17 protein-coding genes are annotated in these 17,351 nt (G+C 62.9%); 9 read left to right on the forward strand and 8 right to left on the reverse strand.

Going from position 1 to position 17,351, the window contains the following annotated elements; translation table 11 throughout:
- Positions 1-26 precede the first annotated feature (26 nt).
- Genes LPJGGPFB_RS30205 through LPJGGPFB_RS30215 form a run of 3 tightly spaced genes read left to right on the forward strand, consistent with a single transcriptional unit; the run spans position 27 to position 1,673 of the window.
- Positions 27-560, forward strand: a complete 534-nt coding sequence (locus LPJGGPFB_RS30205; protein ID WP_173423611.1) for a MarR family winged helix-turn-helix transcriptional regulator — start codon at positions 27-29, stop codon at positions 558-560.
- Positions 557-1,318: a DNA alkylation repair protein gene (locus LPJGGPFB_RS30210; protein WP_173423612.1), complete on the forward strand. Its 762-nt coding sequence runs from the start codon at positions 557-559 to the stop codon at positions 1,316-1,318. Before LPJGGPFB_RS30205 ends, LPJGGPFB_RS30210 begins: the two co-directional genes overlap by 4 nt.
- 10 nt (positions 1,319-1,328) lie before the next feature.
- On the forward strand, positions 1,329-1,673 hold the full coding sequence (locus LPJGGPFB_RS30215) for a DUF6616 family protein (protein WP_173423613.1): 345 nt from the start codon (positions 1,329-1,331) through the stop codon (positions 1,671-1,673).
- Positions 1,674-1,685: 12 nt separating this feature from the next.
- On the opposite strand, the gene LPJGGPFB_RS30220 is transcribed toward LPJGGPFB_RS30215, so the two are convergent.
- Together LPJGGPFB_RS30220 and LPJGGPFB_RS30225 are read right to left on the reverse strand one after the other, a co-directional pair.
- Positions 1,686-2,189, reverse strand: a complete 504-nt coding sequence (locus LPJGGPFB_RS30220) for a GrpB family protein (RefSeq protein WP_173423614.1) — start codon at positions 2,187-2,189, stop codon at positions 1,686-1,688.
- A gap of 63 nt (positions 2,190-2,252) precedes the next feature.
- Positions 2,253-2,801 carry a TetR/AcrR family transcriptional regulator gene (locus tag LPJGGPFB_RS30225; RefSeq protein ID WP_173423615.1) on the reverse strand — a complete coding sequence of 183 codons (549 nt, stop codon included), beginning with the start codon at positions 2,799-2,801 and terminating at the stop codon, positions 2,253-2,255.
- A gap of 105 nt (positions 2,802-2,906) precedes the next feature.
- On the opposite strand from LPJGGPFB_RS30225, the gene LPJGGPFB_RS30230 reads away from it, so the two are divergent.
- Positions 2,907-4,415 carry a DHA2 family efflux MFS transporter permease subunit gene (locus LPJGGPFB_RS30230; protein ID WP_173423616.1) on the forward strand — a complete coding sequence of 503 codons (1,509 nt, stop codon included), beginning with the start codon at positions 2,907-2,909 and terminating at the stop codon, positions 4,413-4,415.
- Positions 4,416-4,523: 108 nt separating this feature from the next.
- Here the strand turns inward: LPJGGPFB_RS30230 and LPJGGPFB_RS30235 are convergent, their stop codons facing one another.
- Together LPJGGPFB_RS30235 and LPJGGPFB_RS30240 are read right to left on the reverse strand one after the other, a co-directional pair.
- Positions 4,524-6,458, reverse strand: a complete 1,935-nt coding sequence (locus LPJGGPFB_RS30235) for a TPR end-of-group domain-containing protein (protein WP_173423617.1) — start codon at positions 6,456-6,458, stop codon at positions 4,524-4,526.
- A gap of 122 nt (positions 6,459-6,580) precedes the next feature.
- Complete coding sequence (locus LPJGGPFB_RS30240; RefSeq protein WP_115419254.1) at positions 6,581-6,736, reverse strand: hypothetical protein; 156 nt, start codon at positions 6,734-6,736, stop codon at positions 6,581-6,583.
- Positions 6,737-6,995: 259 nt separating this feature from the next.
- On the opposite strand from LPJGGPFB_RS30240, the gene LPJGGPFB_RS30245 reads away from it, so the two are divergent.
- The 3 genes from LPJGGPFB_RS30245 to rcdA all read left to right on the forward strand — a co-directional run bounded on the left by LPJGGPFB_RS30245 (position 6,996) and on the right by rcdA (position 9,345).
- On the forward strand, positions 6,996-8,300 hold the full coding sequence (locus LPJGGPFB_RS30245) for an MFS transporter (RefSeq protein ID WP_173423618.1): 1,305 nt from the start codon (positions 6,996-6,998) through the stop codon (positions 8,298-8,300).
- Positions 8,287-8,475, forward strand: a complete 189-nt coding sequence (locus LPJGGPFB_RS30250) for a DUF1192 domain-containing protein (RefSeq protein WP_077500667.1) — start codon at positions 8,287-8,289, stop codon at positions 8,473-8,475. The genes LPJGGPFB_RS30245 and LPJGGPFB_RS30250 overlap by 14 nt, the downstream gene beginning before the upstream one ends.
- A 351-nt stretch (positions 8,476-8,826) precedes the next feature.
- Positions 8,827-9,345, forward strand: a complete 519-nt coding sequence (rcdA, locus tag LPJGGPFB_RS30255) for a protease adaptor protein RcdA (protein ID WP_077500665.1) — start codon at positions 8,827-8,829, stop codon at positions 9,343-9,345.
- A gap of 190 nt (positions 9,346-9,535) precedes the next feature.
- Here the strand turns inward: rcdA and rpmE are convergent, their stop codons facing one another.
- Positions 9,536-9,757, reverse strand: a complete 222-nt coding sequence (gene rpmE / locus LPJGGPFB_RS30260; RefSeq protein ID WP_053249635.1) for a 50S ribosomal protein L31 — start codon at positions 9,755-9,757, stop codon at positions 9,536-9,538.
- Between the two features lie 209 nt (positions 9,758-9,966).
- On the opposite strand from rpmE, the gene LPJGGPFB_RS30265 reads away from it, so the two are divergent.
- A complete protein-coding gene (locus tag LPJGGPFB_RS30265; protein ID WP_173423619.1) occupies positions 9,967-11,769 on the forward strand; it encodes an ABC transporter transmembrane domain-containing protein in 1,803 nt (600 codons plus the stop codon).
- Between the two features lie 132 nt (positions 11,770-11,901).
- The gene (locus tag LPJGGPFB_RS30270) at positions 11,902-12,894 is read left to right on the forward strand and encodes a Bug family tripartite tricarboxylate transporter substrate binding protein (protein WP_173423620.1); all 993 of its coding nucleotides are present in this window, start codon (positions 11,902-11,904) and stop codon (positions 12,892-12,894) included.
- Between the two features lie 324 nt (positions 12,895-13,218).
- On the opposite strand, the gene LPJGGPFB_RS30275 is transcribed toward LPJGGPFB_RS30270, so the two are convergent.
- The 3 genes from LPJGGPFB_RS30275 to LPJGGPFB_RS30285 all read right to left on the reverse strand — a co-directional run bounded on the left by LPJGGPFB_RS30275 (position 13,219) and on the right by LPJGGPFB_RS30285 (position 17,199).
- Positions 13,219-14,868, reverse strand: coding sequence for an FAD-binding dehydrogenase (locus LPJGGPFB_RS30275; RefSeq protein ID WP_173423621.1), 1,650 nt, complete (start codon positions 14,866-14,868; stop codon positions 13,219-13,221).
- Positions 14,869-15,060: 192 nt separating this feature from the next.
- The gene (locus LPJGGPFB_RS30280) at positions 15,061-16,092 is read right to left on the reverse strand and encodes a peptidoglycan -binding protein (RefSeq protein ID WP_173423622.1); all 1,032 of its coding nucleotides are present in this window, start codon (positions 16,090-16,092) and stop codon (positions 15,061-15,063) included.
- A 3-nt stretch (positions 16,093-16,095) separates the two neighbouring features.
- Complete coding sequence (locus LPJGGPFB_RS30285) at positions 16,096-17,199, reverse strand: MotA/TolQ/ExbB proton channel family protein (protein WP_173423623.1); 1,104 nt, start codon at positions 17,197-17,199, stop codon at positions 16,096-16,098.
- Between the last annotated feature and the right edge of the window lie 152 nt (positions 17,200-17,351).

The following is a 17,351-nucleotide window of genomic DNA, read 5'->3' on the forward strand; positions in this document are numbered from 1 at the left end:
TTAGTCGCCATACTATATGCCGCCTTATGGAAATTCTTGAGCAAAAACACATCGCCCTCCTCACCGAGGCCGATCGGCGCGGCGACGGCGCAACCGCCAATCTGCGTCTGTGCTTCGAAGTTATCGCCTTGGCAGCCGCGATCGACCGCGACTGCGCCGCGCGACTGGCACCCCACAATCTGTCCGAGGGAAAGTTTGTCCTGCTGTTCCTCCTGCACCAGATGGCCGATGGTCTTTCGCCGCATGAGCTTGCCGACCGCGCCGGCGTCACCCGCGCCACCGTCACCGGGCTTCTCGACGGGCTGGAGCGAGACGTCTTTGTCACCCGGCAGCAGAGCAAGGACGATCGGCGCAAGGTGCTGGTCCGGCTGTCGCCGAAGGGCCAGGATGCGGCGCGCGAACTGTTCGACACCCATACGCGCTGGATCGCATCGCTGTTTGCCGGTTTCGATGAGAGCGACCGGCAGGCCTTGAGCGCCCTCCTCCAGCGCGCATGGCGAAATACCGACGGCAGACGAAAGGCAATGCAGCCGAAAGCCGAAAGCGAGATCACGCAATGAGCGCCGCCCCGCGGCGTATGGTGGACATCGACCCGCAGCGGCTCGCGCTGCTGAACGCGGGGTTGGTGGAAGCCTCGACGCTTGCCGAATGCCTCGCAGTCGATTTTGAAGCGTTGATGCGGGCGGCGGTTCCGGAGGTCGGCGACGGTGCTTTCGCCGCCATCGGCGCTGCGGTCGGAAGCGGCATTTCCAAACGCATGGTGCTAGCCGCCGAACTGATCCGCGACCGGCTCGGCGCCGTGCCATGGCTGCGGCAGCATCGCTCAGACACCGTTAGAGGCTGGGCCTGCTTCATGGTCGGCGCAAATCCTGCGCTCACGCTTGAAGATCGCCTCGCCGCAATCCGCCCGTTTGCCGACGATCCGCATTTCGGCGTTCGCGAATGGTCATGGATCGCCGTACGCCCGCAACTTGCCCGAGACATCGCAACCGCGATCACCCTTCTTGCCGGGTGGACGGGCTCGCCCTCCGACCGTCTGCGCCGATTCGCCAGCGAAGCAACGCGTCCGCGCGGGGTCTGGTGCAGCCACATCCCTTCGTTGAAACGAAATCCGGAAATGGCGCTTGCCATTCTTGAACCGTTGAACGCGGATCCGTCGCGCTACGTGCAGGATTCGGTCGGAAACTGGCTGAATGACGCCGCCAAGGACCGCCCCGATTGGGTTCGTGACCTCTGTGCCTGCTGGCAACGGGAGCACGACAGCGTTGCGACTGCCCGAATCTGCAAGCGCGCCCTTCGATCGCTCGATAGACCCTGAAAGAAGACGCATGCCTCATTATCTAAGCGAACTCTACACCCCGAAGCAGGCCTGGCTCGCCCTCGACCCAGCCGGCCGCCACAGGTTTTTCGAGGCCGTCGGCAGCGGTCTGGCTGACCTGTCGGACCTCGGGGTGGAGCCGATCGCCTTCGGCGAGGTTGATGCCGGTACGCTTCATGCCGCACCGCACGCCTATTTCGCCATCTGGCGGTTCTCGGATGAAGCCGCACTTCACGCGCTTGTCTCGGGCATCGCGGCATCCGGCTGGCACGACTATTTCGAGACGATCAATGCCGCTGGACGCGGGATCGACCTGCCTGGCCATCTTGGCCAGTTGGCTGCAGCCACCATCTAAAAAGCGCGGCGATCAACCCCGGTTGGCAAGCTCCACGACTTCGGCGATGAATTGCGTCTTGGCGGCGGTGTAGCTGTCTCCATCGAAGGGGAACTCGGCCGAAAGGCGTCGCTTCAACGCGGCGTAAGCAACCGCCATCTCACCGTCTTGACGCAACTGATCTCGAAAGATCAGGCGGCGGTGATGGGTATCGCTGAAAGGCGGGCAGAGATAGACGCGCTGCCCCGGTGAGCCCGTCTTGGCAAATGCCCAGACGCCATCGTCGTACCTGTTTCCCCGTGCGGCAAACCCGTCGGCAGCGAGGGCGGCGCGCCCGGCACCGATCGCTTCCGGACCGCACATCGTCACATCGATATCGATGACCGGCTTCGCGGCGAGCCCCGGAACCGCCGTGCTGCCGACATGGTCGATCGCGATGACCGCAAGGCCGAGCAGGCTCGCCAGATGCTTGGACATGGCGGCATAGGCTTGCGGCCACGCATCGTCATAGGCAACCACTTCGACCGGGGTCGGCATGCAATTCTCCCTTGCTTGCATCCCTGCAGCCGGCCGGATCTCGCGCGGCGTCCAAAGGCCCCGTCAGTCGGGTTCCTTCGGCACCAGGGCAACGATATCGGCAAAGATGTCCTGCCATTCCGCATCGTCCATTTCGGCGAAGCCGAAACTGCGCAACAAAAACGTACCTTCGGCGGCAAGAAACGCAAGGCGCGCCCGGCGCCCTGCGTCAGTCGACAGATCGAGGCTGTCGAGACGCCCGCGATACCACACGCGGTTCTGTTCCATATGATCTTCGCGCTGCAGAAGTGCCGCCATCATCCCGGATGTGCGGGCGTTCTCTGCCGTGTTCATGCGCGCCGTCACCTCCGCATGCGCGCGCATTGCCGTTACCGGATCGGTCGCGCCTCCGACTTCGTCCGCCACCGCGCTGTCGAATTCGTTGAACCGGCGCTCGATCATCGCATCGATCAGCCCATCCTTGTTGCCGAAGCAATATTGCACGCCCCCCTTGGTGATGCCGGCCGCCTTGGCGACGGCGTCGATCGTCAGGCCGGCGGCACCGACGGCGCTCACCGTCGCCTCCGCCGCATCCAGCACCTTGTCGCGATCGATCGTCCGGCGTCGTCCCATTTCAGATTTCCTCTTTCAATTCCATACGTATGTATTTATATAGCGGCTCTGATGTCAACAAGGCCACAGGTACCGCAGGCAGCGGTTCGGCCACAGAGGTGTACCATGTCCCCGCATAATCGCTGGCTCATTCTGGCCATCGTGTCGAGCGCGCTGTTCCTGATCGTCGTCGATATGACCGTGCTCTACACGGCACTGCCCCGGCTCACCCACGATCTTGGCGCCTCCGCCTCGGAAAAACTCTGGATCGTCAATGCCTATGCACTGGTCGTTGCCGGCCTGCTGCCGGGGCTCGGCACGCTCGGCGACAGGCTCGGCCACAAGCGACCGTTCATTGCCGGCCTCGCCGTATTCGGCCTCGCCTCCCTGATTGCTGCCTATGCGCCGAACCCGTCGGTCCTGATCGCCGGCCGTGTGCTTTTGGCCGTCGGCGCCGCGCTGATGATGCCGGCGACGCTTTCGATCATCCGGTTGACCTTCACCGACGAGCGCGAGCGGGCGCTGGCGATCGGCATCTGGGCCGCGATCGCCTCGGGTGGTGCGGCAATCGGCCCGGTGCTCGGCGGCTTCCTGCTCGAATACTTCTGGTGGGGCTCGGTCTTTCTCATCAACGTGCCGATCGTCGCCGCGGCCCTGCTGCTCGGCGTGGTCGTGCTTCCCGATAGCAAGGGCAACAAGGACCACCCGTGGGACCCGCTCGGCTCCGTCCAGATCATGGTCGGCCTGGTCGGACTGGCCTATGCTATCAAGGAGATGAGCAAGCGCGAGCCATCGGCGCAGGCGGGGCTCATCGCCGCTGTGATCGGCGCCGTCGCGCTCTCCTTCTTCGTGCGCCGGCAGAGGCGCAGCGCGCACCCGATGATCGACTTCCGCCTGTTCCGCAACGCCGCCTTTTCGTCAGGCGTCGCCGCAGCCTTGGTGACATCCGGAGCGCTCGTCGGCGTCGAGCTCGTGCTCAGCCAACGGCTGCAGCTCGTTGCCGACTATTCGCCGCTTGAGGCAGGCATCTTCATCCTGCCGATCCCGCTTGCCGCCTTCGTCGCCGGCCCGCTCACAGGCATGATGCTGCCGCGTCTCGGCCCCGAGATGGTGCTGCGCACCGGCCTGATCACTGCGGCTGCCGGCCTCGGTGCGTTTCTGGCGGTGCACGAAGCCGGCATCCTCGGCCAGATCGTCTGCCTGGTGGTGCTCGGCCTCGGCGTTGGCGCGACGATGACGGCCGCCTCCAGCGCCATCATGTCCAACGCCCCACCGCAGCACGCCGGCATGGCCGCCTCCATCGAGGAGGTCTCCTTTGAACTCGGCGGCGCCATCGGGATTGCGGTGCTCGGCAGCGTCATGTCGGTGGTCTACACCGCCTTCGTCGTGCTTCCGGAAGGAGCGGGTATATCGGCGATCGCGCGCGACAGCCTGGATGAGGCTTTGATATTGGCGGAAAAACTATCGCCCGAGGCGGCTGAAAACCTCGTGGCGCTCGCCAGGGCGGCCTTCGAAAAGGCATTCGTCGCCGTTGTCCTGTTGGCAACCGGCCTGTTGGTCACGACCGGTGCCGGCATCTGGTGGTTCACGCGAGGCAAATCGCGGCAACCGGTTCAATCCTACCGCGGCCATTGATCCCTCCAGCGCCGCGCGTGAAAACTGACGCGCGACGCTGTGACACTCTCATTGCCCTGCATGATCTTACCTAGATCCATGCCGATTGAAGGCGTTAGGCAGCAGGGATCAGTGCTTGACTGCCTCGCATTGGGCGATCGCCTCCACCATGGCCTGGAAGCGCACATGGTGGCGAACCGCATCCAGATCGGAATCCTGCTTGAACCACAGCAGCTGGTAGCAGGAACTCTGCGGCAACAGGCTCTCGAGCATGTCGAGCGCCGTATCGACATCGCCGAGGATCGAATAGACGCAGGCCGTGTTGTAGCGCGCGACGATATCCTCCGGATCGATGGCGATCGCGCAGGCCGCCCATTCGCGCGCGCGGTCCGCCTCACCCATATGGGCAAGCGCCAGCGCGCCACGATGCGCAGGTCCGGAATTTTCCGGATGCGACTCCAGCGCCCGTTCCGCCCTGCTGATGCCGATCTTCGCCCAATGTCCGCGCTCGGTCTCCTGGCCGAGCGATTTATAGGCGCTCATCAGGTGGATCGGCGAAAGATAGTCGTCGGGCCGGATTTCCGCAGCCCGTTTGAAGAACTCGATGGCGGTCTCGAACTCGCCGCGCATGAAGAGAAAGCGGCCGTAGTGAAAGTTTGCCTCGTAGAGCTGCGGATCGAGCGCCAAAGCGCGTTCGAACTCGGCAACAGCCTCTTCGCTTTGCCCGTCCTGGTGCAGGACCAGGCCTCTAGAAGCGTGGGCCTCTGCGAGATCAGGATCGAGCTCCAGTGCGCGCGCGCTCGTGCTTAAGATGCTTTCGAGCGGAAACTCGTGCTCATGCCAGTCGCGAAGGGCGGATTCGCAATCGGCGATGCCGGCATAGGCACGGGCAAAATTCGGGTCGAGCTCGACGGCTTTCTGGAACATGCGTCGGGCAAGCAGCAGATAGGAGCGCGTCCAGGCATGCGAGAAACGCCGGCCGCGCAGATAATAGGTATAGGCCTCGACACTCGTCGTCGGGTCCCGCTCGATCGCCTTTTTCTCTTCCGGCAAAAGCTTGATGCGCAGCTGATTGACGATGGCGTGGGTGATCTCGTCCTGAATGGCGAAGATGTCGGTGAGATCGCGATCGTAGCGGTCGGCCCACAAATGCGTACCGGTCAGCGCATCGATCAGCTGCCCGGTGATGCGAACCCGCCCGCCGGCCTTGCGCACACTGCCCTCGAGGATGAAGCGAACGCCGAGTTCCTGCGCCGCCGTTTTGACCCGCACCGACCGCCCCTTGTAGGTAAAGACCGTGTTGCGGGCGACCACGTGGAGGCGCGAGATCTTCGACAGATCGGTGATGATGTCCTCGGTGATACCGTCGGAAAAATACTCCTGCTCCGGATCGTGGCTCATATTGGTGAAGGGTAAAACGGCGACGGACAGCCCATAACCGTCGTCGACGGTCACCGTATGGGTCCCGTTCACCACCTTGGCGATCTTGGTCGGCGCACCCAGCGCGACGGAATAGACGTGAACGCCGGCCGCGATATTCTTCAGTGCGTGCTGGCCCTTGTCGACAAAGCCGACATCCAGCCTGGAGCCGACATGGTCGCGCACCGAAGCAGACACGGCGATGCCGGAGGGTTCGGCCAGGCCCTCGAGCCGGGCTGCGACATTGACGCCGTCTCCGAAAATATCACCGTCTTCGACGATCACGTCGCCCAGGTGCACACCGATGCGCAGCTCGATGCGCTTCAGTTGCGGAACGTCTTCGTTGCGAATGAGCATGCCGCGCTGAATATCCACAGCGCAGGCCACCGCGTTCACGACGCTCGCGAACTCGACCAGAATGCCGTCGCCGGTCAGCTTTACGATCCGGCCTTTGTGCCGGCTGACCTTCGGGTCGACCAGCTCGTTTTTGTGCCGCTTCATGGCGGCCAGCGTACCGGTCTCGTCAGCACCTATAAGACGGCTGTAACCAACGACATCGGCAGCGAGGATGGCAGCAAGGCGGCGTTCCAAGTAACCCCCGAATTCATCTCCGTGATGAAACCGACAATCTAGCGCGTTCTTCATGATCTGTCCTGCGCACTTTTCCAGCTACTACTATTGATCGAGTAACGGCATAGCAGAGTAGATCGACCGACACAGTTTCCAAGGGTACAACCGTGGCATCGCAGCGCTGGCGATTGAACCCGTCAGGGTCGAATAAGAACGGTGACCATCATCATGGCGATCGCGAAGACGGCGATCTTCCAGAAATCGCGGCGCTGCCTCAGACCCGGCAGGCCGATCGGCCAGATCAGCTGGATGGCCATCGCCAGAAGCAGAATGATCGCCAGCGCCTTTGACATATTCAGCCTATCCTCAGGGGAAGTTCCCCAACCCGGCGAAGCGTCACACCGCCGTCACCTTGTCGTCGCATCTAGCGCACGCTCGGTCGCGGCGCGCACCTGCTTTGATCCCGGAATTCGATACCGATTCTCGGGATGATGCATTAGAGGGCTATTGTTTCCGCCGCCGATTTGCAATGACCGGCGGGATAGAATCCGGCTGGCAATTCGGGGCACACCGCCCTAACTTGCTGACGGCAGAACGATTTTCGGATGGATGATGAGAAATAACCTGCTCCCCGTCGCCTCTCTCCTGCTGGGCACACTGTTTCTCTTCCTGGGCAACGGCCTGCAGGGCCTGCTTTTGCCGGTCAGAGGCACGGCCGAGGGCTACCCCACCACCATCCTCGGCCTGATCGGTACGTCCTGGGCGGCCGGTTTCGTGCTTGGCTGCTTCTTCGCGCCTGCTGTCGTCAAACGCATCGGCCACGTGCGTGCCTTCAGCGTCTTTTCGTCGCTGATCGCCATTGTCGCGCTGATGACCGGTATCCTGATCGACCCCACCTGGTGGCTGATCCTGCGTGCGCTCACCGGCTTTGCCACCGCCGGCACCTCGATGATCATCGAAAGCTGGCTCAACGAACGCGCCACCAATGAGAGCCGCGGCGTCATCTTTTCCCTTTACATCGCCATCACGCTCTTCGGCGTCGTCGGCGGCCAGATGATGATCCCGTTCGGTGATACCTCCACCAGCACTCTCTTCATGATCTGCGGCATTCTCTATTGCGTCGCGATGCTGCCGACCCTTTTGTCGAAGGCCGCCACGCCGCAGCCGCTGAAGCAGGTGCAGCTCGACCTGCGAGGGCTCTACCGAAACTCCCCGGTCTCCTTCCTCGGCATCCTGCTCGTCGGCATCGCCAATGGCGCCTTCGGCACGCTCGGCGCCGTCTTCGGCCGCCAGGCGGGCCTCTCCGACAGTACGGTGGCGGCGATGATGAGCGTGGCAATCTTTGCGGGCGCGGTCATGCAGTTGCCGGCCGGACGCCTCTCCGACCGCATCGACCGGCGCTACGTGCTAGCCGCCCTTGCCGGCGTCGGCGCGCTTGCGGGTCTCCTGATCTTCCTGGTGGAACCCACCCAGGTCTGGATCGTGCTGACACTGATCGCGATCTACGGCGCCGCCGCCAATGCGCTCTACCCAATCGCCGTTTCGCATGCCAACGACTTTGCGACCGCCGAGGATTTCGTCAAGGTTTCCGGTGGTTTGCTGCTGCTTTACGGTATCGGCACCATCATCGGGCCGACCATCGGCGGCCCGGTCATGACCGCGACCGGCCCCTACGGGCTGTTCATGATCACCGCCTGCGCCCACATCCTCATCACCGCCTATGCCATCATCCGCAGCCGCATGCGCGCGCCGGTGCCCGTCGCCGAGCGTGATGCCTTCTCGCCGATCAATACCGGCACGGCTGTGACGCCCGAGAGCCTGCAGCTGTCGCCACGCGCAGCGCCGTTTGATGAAACCCACGGCGACGATGGCGATATCGACCCCGAACAGGAGGAGAAGTCGAATGGGCCTGTTTGACGAAGACCTACCGAAAAAGAAACTGGCGCACGAGATCGGCAGCGACCTGTCACTTTTGTCGGTCGACGAACTCACGCAACGCATCGCGCTGCTGAACGAGGAAATTGCCCGGCTCGAGGCCGAGCGCGAGCGCAAATCCGCAAGCCGATCAGCGGCCGAAGGCCTGTTTCGCTAACGGCCGCGCAAGGACAATTGGCCCGAAACGGCGCTCTTTTAACGGTATATTAAGCATTCTCTGCGATTGTCTGATCATCCGGAGCTTTCCGGACTCAGACAATTTCTCCGACTGGCGAATGGGTCTGATTTTTCTCCCTGTTTTACCTTGAGAGCCGCTTTCCGCGGCTCTTTTTTTGTTTTGTCATAGGTCGCTGCAAAGAATTGTGGAGATTAACCCTTTCTTAAGAATGCTCTTGCGCGAAATGCGCTATGGCATCATTCTTCAGGCATAGAGGCCGGCAAGGAAACTTTTCCCAAAGCCGCCCGTTACCCGACTGTCGTGATGCGTTTGAACCAGGGAAAACAGGTCATGTCCGAAAGAGGATTGAATACCGTCAGTTTCGCGGGGCACGCGGCGGCGTCGGCGCAGTTCAAGGCGCTCTATTCGGAAGGCATGGGTCTGGTCGAAGAAACCGCGAGCTATCTCGACGGTCCCGGTCGCCTGGCATCCAAGGTCTTGCCGCGCATGGCATCGGTCCTCTATGCAGCAGAATCCATGCGCCTCACCACCCGCCTGATGCAGATGGCATCGTGGCTCCTGCTTCAGCGCGCCGTCAACAATGGCGAGATGAGCCGTGACCAGGTGCTTTCGGAAAAGAGCAAGGTTCGCCTCGACAGCTTCAACGTCGACCGCAGCGCGCCCGGCTGGAGCGAGCTTCCGGAATCGTTCCGTGATCTCATCGAGCGCTCTCTGCGCCTGCAGAACCGCGTCGCCCTGCTCGACCGCGAGATCTACCGCCCGCAGGAAGCCTCGACCTTCGTTCCGGACAACCAGAACGGCGTCAAGGCGCAGATCAAGCTGCTCCAGACGGCCTTCGGCACCAATTGATCTGAAGATTTTCGGCAGTCTGCTGCCAGTGAAACAGACCCGGCCTTTGAGCCGGGTTTTTTCGTGCGCCGATCAGGCACGCTCGTATGTGACTGCGATCGGAGATCTCATCCGGCATCGGAAACGGAAGTCAGAACAACAAAAAGCCCGGCAGAGCCGGGCTTCGAAAACGCGCCAAGAGAGCGTGCGATTAGAGGCCGAGGCCTTCGAAACGCTTCTTGAACTTGGAGACGCGGCCGCCGCGGTCCATGAGCTGCTGGTTGCCGCCCGTCCAGGCCGGGTGCGACTTCGGGTCGATTTCCAGGTTCATGGTGGCGCCTTCAGAACCCCAGGTCGAGCGGGTTTCGTATTCGGTGCCGTCAGTCATGACCACCTTGATCAGGTGATAGTCGGGATGGATATCTGCCTTCATAATGATCTTCCTAGAGTTCCAGGGTCCAATTGTCGCAAGGCATTGCGACTTCGAGACCGAACACGTAAATGAAGCCGCGGACCGCCTGATGGGCCACGGCTTCCCAATTCGATGCCGTGCCTATACATCAAGGTCTGCGGGATAACAAGTGCCGCGCGGAAGACTCATGGGCAAACCCGCCCCCTCCGTGATTGGCGAACGGGGGTCATGTGTCCGAACGAGAAAACCAGTCGCCAGCGCGCAAATCCATTCGCCCTCTCGCCACGCTGCTGCCCTACCTCAAGCGCTACCGATATCTGGTTATCGGGGCCGGAATTTCGCTCGTGACCGCGGCGATAACGACCCTGACGCTGCCGCTCGCCGTCAGGCGCATGGTCGACAACGGCTTTTCCAATTCCGACAGCGGCTTCATCAATACCTACTTTGCGATGCTGATGATGCTCGCCATCATCCTCGCCTTGGCGAGCGCTGCGCGCTACTACTTCGTCATCACCCTTGGCGAACGCATCGTCGCCGATCTCCGCCGCAACGTCTTTCAGCACGTCACCCGGCTTTCAGCGTCGTTCTTCGACGTCAACCAGTCGGGCGAGATCGTCTCGCGGCTGACGGCCGACACCACGCAGCTCAAGTCCGCCGTCGGTGCGACGGCATCGGTCGCCCTTCGCAACCTGATCCTGTGTCTCGGCGCCATCGGCATGATGGTCTACACCAGCCCGAAGCTGTCGAGCCTGGTGCTGGCGGCAATTCCGGTGATCGTGTTTCCGCTGGTCGGCTTCGGCCGCTCCGTCCGCCGCCGCTCGCGCGAGGCGCAGGACACGCTGGCAACGGCATCGGCCTATGCCGGCGAGGCGATTGCCGCCTCGCGCACCGTTCAGGCCTTCAACAGCGAAGACATCGCCAACAACCGCTTCGGCACGGCGGTCGAGGATGCCTTCGGCGCCGCTCGCTCGGCGATCAAGGCGCGTTCGGTGCTGACGGCCTTTGCCATCACCATGGTGTTCGGCAGCGTCGTCGCGGTCCTCTGGTTCGGGGCGCGCGACGTGCTCGCAGGCAATCTCTCGGCCGGCACGCTCAGCCAGTTCCTGCTCTATTCGGTATTTGCCGCAGGCAGCCTCGGCTCGCTCTCTGAGGTCTGGGGCGAGCTTTCGCAGGCGGCCGGCGCCGCAGAGCGGCTGAACGAACTGCTAACCGAAGTCCCTGATATCAAGGCGCAGGAAAATCCTGTCGCCCTTCCATCGCCCGCACTTGGCGCCATCAGCTTCGACGACGTCTATTTCGCCTATCCGGCACGCCCCGATTACAAGAGCCTGAACGGCCTGAGCTTTGCGATCAAACCGGGCGAAACGGTCGCAATCGTCGGCCCATCCGGCGCCGGCAAAAGCACCGTCTTTTCGATGCTGTTGCGGTTCTATGATCCGGCAAAGGGCGCTGTCACCGTCGATGGCATCGATATCCGCACCGTCGACCCGAAGGAACTGCGCGCCCGCCTGGCGATCGTGCCGCAGGACGTCACCATCTTTGCGTCCTCCGTTCACGACAACATCGCCTTCGGCGTGCCGGGCGCAAGCCGCGAGGCCGTGCGCGCTGCAGCCGTCGCCGCCCAGGCCGACGAGTTCATCGGCCGGATGGAAAAGGGCTACGACACGCTGGTCGGCGAGCGCGGCATTACGCTCTCGGGCGGCCAGCGCCAGCGCATTGCCATTGCCCGCGCCATTTTGCGCAATGCCCCGATCCTTCTGCTCGACGAGGCGACCTCTGCGCTCGACGCCGAAAGCGAAACGCTGGTCCAGAAGGCACTTGAAGGTTTGCTGCATGAGCGCACGACCATCGTCATCGCCCATCGGCTCGCAACCGTCCTGAAGGCAGACCGTATCCTGGTGATGGAACACGGCCGTGTGGTCGAAGAGGGAACCCATGCCTCGCTGATCCGCCAGGACGGGCTCTATGCGAAGTTGGCACGGTTGCAGTTCAACCACGGCGCCGAGGAGCTGTTCTTGAGCCCGAACAAGTAATACAAACACGACGATAGTCTGATGCCGGCACGCCCGGCACGCCATTGCCGCTCGAAAGCCGGACCCTATTCTATAGGTGCCGGCTTTTTTTCGGCCGCCACGCCAGTTGTGGACTGTCCAGGGAGGACCCTAATGACGTTTTCGAACTTGACCCGACGAGCGGCGCTTGCGCTCGGCTTCACTGCACTCACCGTTTTCGGAACTGGTACCCAGGCAAGCGCTCAAGGCTTTCCGGATCGCGCCGTCACCCTCGTCGTTCCCTTTGCCGCCGGCGGCTCGACCGACGTGGTGGCACGTATCGTCGCACAGAAGATGTCGGAAGATCTCGGACAGCAGGTCATCGTCCAGAACGTCGCCGGCGCCGGCGGCAACCTCGGTGCGGACAATGTCGCGCGCGCCGATCCGGACGGCTACACGATCCTCATGGGCACGGTCGCGACCCACGCCCTCAACCCGCTGATCCTCAAGACCAAACCCTATGACCCGGAAAAGGACTTCGCGCCGATCTCGCTTCTGGTCATCGTGCCGAACGTGCTGGTGGTCAATCCGGAGATGCCGGCCAAGACCGTCGCGGAATTGCTGGCGCTCCTGAAGGCCAAGCCCGATGAATATGCCTACGCCTCTTCCGGCAACGGTACGCCGTTGCACCTCTCCGGCGAACTCTTCAAGACGATGGCCGGCGTCAGCATGCAGCACATCCCCTACAAGGGCGCGGGCCCGGCGCTGAACGATGTCATCGGCAACCAGGTGCCGATCATGTTCGACAACCTGCCGTCCTCCTCCGGGCACATCAAGGCCGGCACCTTGCGGGCGCTTGCGGTCACCACAGCCGAACGGGCGCCCTCTTTCCCCGACGTGCCGACGGTCGCTGAAGCCGGCATACCAGGCTACGAAACCTACACTTGGAACGCGCTGTTTGCGCCGGCCAACACGCCCGAACCCGTTGTCGCCCGCCTCAACGAAGCGGCCAACAAGGCGCTTGCCGATCCGGCCGTGGTCGAGCGCATGAAGGAGTTTAGCGCCACCATCGTCGGCTCGACGCCTGCGGAGCTCGGCGCCCACGTCAAGGCGGAGCTGGCAAAGTGGACGCCCATCGTTCGCGACGCCAACATCCAGATGGATTGATCCCAAGCGATCGGTTTCCATCCGGCGGATCAGCCCCTCATCCGGCTGCCGCCACCTTCTCCCCGCTTAGCGGGGCGAAGGGACATTGCGGCACGCGCCGACTTAACCTTGCATGCTGCGCCTGGCGGCGACATGCCTCCCGCTGCCCACCCCCGAGGCGCCGAGCCCACCTCGAGCGAAATCGCTTCACGTTCGGGCCTGGAAAGGTTCTGCCACCACAATCTGTGTACCAACCGCGGCCAGCGTCCCCTCTCCCCGCTTGGCGGGGAGAGGGCTAGGGTGAGGGGCAAGTTACGCCGAGCAAAGTTGGTCGGTTTGCTTTACTCAAACCGTCCCGGCGGCACCCCGGCCGGCCACGCGCCCTGAGTAGATACAGCCACCAAGAAATGTGCCTTCAAGCGCGTTGTAGCCATGCATGCCGCCGCCGCCGAAGCCTGCCACTTCGCCGGCTGCATAAAGCCCCGGCACCGGCTCGCCCGACTGTTCGAGCACCTGGCCCGACAGATTGGTCTGCAGACCGCCGAGCGTCTTGCGCGTCAGGATATGCAGCCGGACGGCAATCAACGGTCCGGCCTTGGAGTCCAGCAGGCGGTGCGGTTTGGCGGTGCGCAACAGCCGGTCGCCGCGGTAGGAGCGTGCCCCGCGGATCGCCGTAACCTGCGCATCCTTGGAGAAAGGGTTGGTGATCTCGCGATCGCGCGCCTCGATCTGGTCGCGCAGGTGATCGACCGAGAGGCGGTTCTCGCCGGTCAGCGCATTCATCGCCGGCACGAGATCGTCGAGCCGGTCGCGCACGAGAAAATCTTCGCCCTTGTCCATGAAGGCCTGCACCGGTCCGGGCGGATTCTTGCCCAAACGCTTGAGAAGAAGCGAGATGCTCTTGCCGGTCAGATCGGGATTCTGCTCGGAACCCGAGAGCGCGAATTCCTTCTTGATAATCGCCCTTGTCAGGACGAACCAGCTGTAATCATGACCGCTGTCGCGAATGGCCTTGAGCGTGCCAAGCGTATCGAAGCCGGGCATGGCGGGTGCCGGAAAGCGATTGCCGTCGGCATCGCACCAGAACGACGAGGGACCCGGCAGGATGCGGATGCCGTGATCCGGCCAGATCGGGTCGAAATTCCTAAGGCCTTCGGTATAGTGCCACATGCGATCGGAATTGATTACCGAGCCGCGGGCGCGGGAAGCGATCTCCAGCATCCGGCCATCGACATGATGCGGTACGCCGCAGACCATCGTCGCCGGCGGCTGGCCGAGCCGCTTGCGCGGCCAGTTGCGCCGCACCAGTTCAGGGTTGCCGCCGATACCGCCCGATGTGACGATCACGGCGCCCGCCGATATCTCGAAGTCTCCGTAGACGTCACGCGAGCTGCGCGCTCCCCGGCCGACAGGATCAGCCTTGAGCACCGAACCGCGCGCACCGGTGACCGCCCCATCGGTCGTTACCAGCTCATCGACGCGGTGGCGGAAACGAAAGCGCACGAGACCACGGCTTTCGGCCTCGCGCGTCAGCCGTACGAACGGCTCGAGCACAGCTGGACCCGTTCCCCACGTGACGTGGAAGCGCGGCACCGAGTTGCCGTGGCCATGGGCAAGGCCACCGCCGCGTTCGGCCCAGCCGACGACGGGAAACCAGCGCATGCCGAGCTGATACAGCCAACTGCGCTTCTCACCGGCAGCGAAATCGAGATAGGCATCCGCCCATAGTCGTGGCCAGTGATCTTCCGGACGATCGAATTGCGACGAGCCCATCCAGTCCTGGCGGGCAAGCTCTCTGCTGTCCCTGATGCCCATGCGGCGCTGCTCGGGACTGTCGACGAAAAACAGGCCGCCAAGCGACCAGAAGGCCTGGCCACCGAGGTTCTGCTCCCCCTCCTGGTCGAGAACGATGACCTTGCGGCCGAGTACTGCCGCCTCCGACGCCGCCACAAGACCGGCAAGGCCGGCACCGACCACCAGTACATCACAATCCATCCAAGGCGCCTCCCCGCATCCCCCTCGGAGATGCAAGTTTCACTCGCCTTCAGGAAGGCCGGCTCTCTCCAGCATCCCCGAAGATGCAAGCGTCGTGCATCCCTCGGTCGAAAGTGTTACGCGCACGTCAAGGTCAATTCAAGGGCACGGGGGCCAGGAGGTCGACGCGAACTTCGTCTCGGTCAGCGCGACCTATTTCTCGGTCAGCTTCAGCTCGATGCGACGGTTTTGCGACCGCGCCTCGACGCTGTCGCCCTCGGCGATCGGCTGATACTCGCCGAAACCGGCCGCAACCAGCCTGTCGGCCGGCACGCCCTTCGAGATCAGGAACTTGACGACGGATGTGGCACGGGCAGACGAAAGCTCCCAGTTGTCGGCATAACGACCGGTGCCCGAAAGCTGGACATTGTCCGTGTGTCCGTCAACGCGTAGCACCCAGTTGATCTCGGCTGGAATTTCCTTGGCAAGGTCGAGCAGGGCCGAGGCGAGCTTGGCCATTTCGACCTGCCCCTCGGGATTGAGCTCGTTGCCGCCCGAAGGGAAAAGCACCTCCGACTGGAAGACGAAGCGGTCGCCGACGATACGGATGTTTTCGCGATCGGACAGGATCTCACGCAGTCGACCGAAGAAATCCGAGCGATAGCGGTTCAGCTCCTGCACCCGCTGCGCCAGCGCGACATTCAGCCGGCGGCCGAGATCGGCGATCTTGGTCTGCGAGGACGCGTCCTTGGCTTCAGACGCCTGCAAGGCTTCCTCGATCGCCGCGATCTGGCTGCGCAGCGCCGCGATCTGCTGGTTCAGAAGCTCGATCTGGCTCATGGCGCGAGCGCTGGTCTGGCGCTCGGCGTCGAGCTCGGCGCCGACGCGTCCCAGCTTCTCATTGGCGGCATCCGCGCTGCCGGCGCCCTTGTCGAGCAGGGCCTGAAGGCGGGAGCGTTCGCCTTCCGACTGGGAGAGCGAAGCCTGCAGATTGGCAAGCGAATCTTCAAGATCCTGCTTGCCGCTCTTTTCAAGCGCCAGCAGCTGCGTCAGTTCGTTGATCTGGCTGTTCAGCCGCGTCAGAACCTCGTCCTTGCCGCTGATCTCGCGGCTGAGCAGGAACTGAGCCAGCACGAAGACGCTGAGCAGGAACATGATCGACAAGAGCAGCGTCGATAGGGCATCGACGAAGCCTGGCCAATAATCGATGGTGCGCTGTGTGCGGCCTTTGCGGGCAAGCGCCATGGATCATTCCCCTCCGGTGTCGTCCGCATGGCTGTGTTTGGCCTGCGATCCGGATTTCTCGCCGTTCACCGAAATGCGCTCGGAGTGGCCGATGCGTGTCGTCAGCTTGTCCAGCGTCTTGCGCATGGCCTTGGCTTCTTCCTGCTGCGCCTCGATCCAGTCGCGCAGCATCTGCTGCTCGCCGCGCATGTTCTTGACCAGGCCCTGGATGCCCTCGGCAAGGCTCGCCATCGCCGCCGTCGTGCGCTGGTTGGACCCGCCTTCATGGTTGAGGCGGACGAGCTGGTCGGTCAGCCGCTTCAGCTCTTCCACCGGCGCACCGGTCGGCAGGCCACCGTCGATCGACAGTTCCGAACCGACGTCGGTGACGGAGGACAGCCAGTTTTCAAGCTCGGTATAGAAACGGTTCTGCGCCCGACCGGCCTGCAGATCGAGAAAGCCGAGGATCAGCGAGCCGGCAAGACCGAAGAGCGACGTCGAGAAGGCCGTGCCCATGCCGGTGAGCGGCGCCGAAAGGCCTGTTTTCAGGGCGCCAAGTACATCTTCGGTGCTGCCGGAACCGGCATCCAGCGACTGGATGACGGTATTGATCGAGCCGATGGTGCCGAGCAAGCCCCAGAAGGTGCCGAGCAGGCCGAGGAAAACGAGAAGGCCGGTCAGGTAGCGCGTGGTGTCGCGCGATTCATCCAGACGCGTCGCAATCGAATCCAGGATCGACCTGAGCGCCGTCGTCGAAATCGCCGTCTGGCGACCGCCGATCAGCGCGCGCATCGGCGCGAGCAACACCGGGTCACGCCCGACCTTGTCTGCGCTGCCGGCGGCGCGGAACGAATTGAACCAGCGCACTTCGGGGCGAAGGCCGAGCACGTGATTGAACGCCAGGAGGATGCCGATCAGCAGCACCCCGAGGATCAGCCCGTTGAGGCCCGGATTGGCGAGAAAGGCATTGTGTGCCTGCCGAAAGAGAATCGCGCCGACGAAACCGACGATGATCAGGAAGATCACCATGGTCCAGAAAAAGTGCATGGGGCTCGAAAGCTTATGCGGATTGTAATCTGCTTCCACGCCTTCCCGACCGTCCCACCCGGACAGATGCAGTTTCGTCATGGGTATACCATTCTCCCGGTTGCATTTGGCGGAACGGTGCCGCGACGCGTCGGAGCCTACTGCATAATTCCTCAAATCGGAATCGATTTAAGGAGAAAGTTATGCAGCCTGTTTGGAGCGCGGCGGCGTCCATGGCGCGTGATGTTTGACGC

It is taken from the genome of Ensifer adhaerens, assembly GCF_013283195.1.
Classification (GTDB): domain Bacteria; phylum Pseudomonadota; class Alphaproteobacteria; order Rhizobiales; family Rhizobiaceae; genus Ensifer; species Ensifer adhaerens_G.

Excerpts from the sequence above, each read along its gene's own strand:
- LPJGGPFB_RS30205 (WP_173423611.1), top strand. The coding sequence starts at position 27 with ATGGAAATTCTTGAGCAAAAACACATCGCCCTCCTCACCGAGGCCGAT.
- LPJGGPFB_RS30210 (WP_173423612.1), top strand. The coding sequence starts at position 557 with ATGAGCGCCGCCCCGCGGCGTATGGTGGACATCGACCCGCAGCGGCTC.
- LPJGGPFB_RS30215 (WP_173423613.1), top strand. The coding sequence starts at position 1,329 with ATGCCTCATTATCTAAGCGAACTCTACACCCCGAAGCAGGCCTGGCTC.
- LPJGGPFB_RS30220 (WP_173423614.1), bottom strand. The coding sequence starts at position 2,189 with ATGCCGACCCCGGTCGAAGTGGTTGCCTATGACGATGCGTGGCCGCAA.
- LPJGGPFB_RS30225 (WP_173423615.1), bottom strand. The coding sequence starts at position 2,801 with ATGGGACGACGCCGGACGATCGATCGCGACAAGGTGCTGGATGCGGCG.
- LPJGGPFB_RS30230 (WP_173423616.1), top strand. The coding sequence starts at position 2,907 with ATGTCCCCGCATAATCGCTGGCTCATTCTGGCCATCGTGTCGAGCGCG.
- LPJGGPFB_RS30235 (WP_173423617.1), bottom strand. The coding sequence starts at position 6,458 with ATGAAGAACGCGCTAGATTGTCGGTTTCATCACGGAGATGAATTCGGG.
- LPJGGPFB_RS30240 (WP_115419254.1), bottom strand. The coding sequence starts at position 6,736 with ATGTCAAAGGCGCTGGCGATCATTCTGCTTCTGGCGATGGCCATCCAG.
- LPJGGPFB_RS30245 (WP_173423618.1), top strand. The coding sequence starts at position 6,996 with ATGAGAAATAACCTGCTCCCCGTCGCCTCTCTCCTGCTGGGCACACTG.
- LPJGGPFB_RS30250 (WP_077500667.1), top strand. The coding sequence starts at position 8,287 with ATGGGCCTGTTTGACGAAGACCTACCGAAAAAGAAACTGGCGCACGAG.
- rcdA (WP_077500665.1), top strand. The coding sequence starts at position 8,827 with ATGTCCGAAAGAGGATTGAATACCGTCAGTTTCGCGGGGCACGCGGCG.
- rpmE (WP_053249635.1), bottom strand. The coding sequence starts at position 9,757 with ATGAAGGCAGATATCCATCCCGACTATCACCTGATCAAGGTGGTCATG.
- LPJGGPFB_RS30270 (WP_173423620.1), top strand. The coding sequence starts at position 11,902 with ATGACGTTTTCGAACTTGACCCGACGAGCGGCGCTTGCGCTCGGCTTC.
- LPJGGPFB_RS30275 (WP_173423621.1), bottom strand. The coding sequence starts at position 14,868 with ATGGATTGTGATGTACTGGTGGTCGGTGCCGGCCTTGCCGGTCTTGTG.
- LPJGGPFB_RS30280 (WP_173423622.1), bottom strand. The coding sequence starts at position 16,092 with ATGGCGCTTGCCCGCAAAGGCCGCACACAGCGCACCATCGATTATTGG.
- LPJGGPFB_RS30285 (WP_173423623.1), bottom strand. The coding sequence starts at position 17,199 with ATGACGAAACTGCATCTGTCCGGGTGGGACGGTCGGGAAGGCGTGGAA.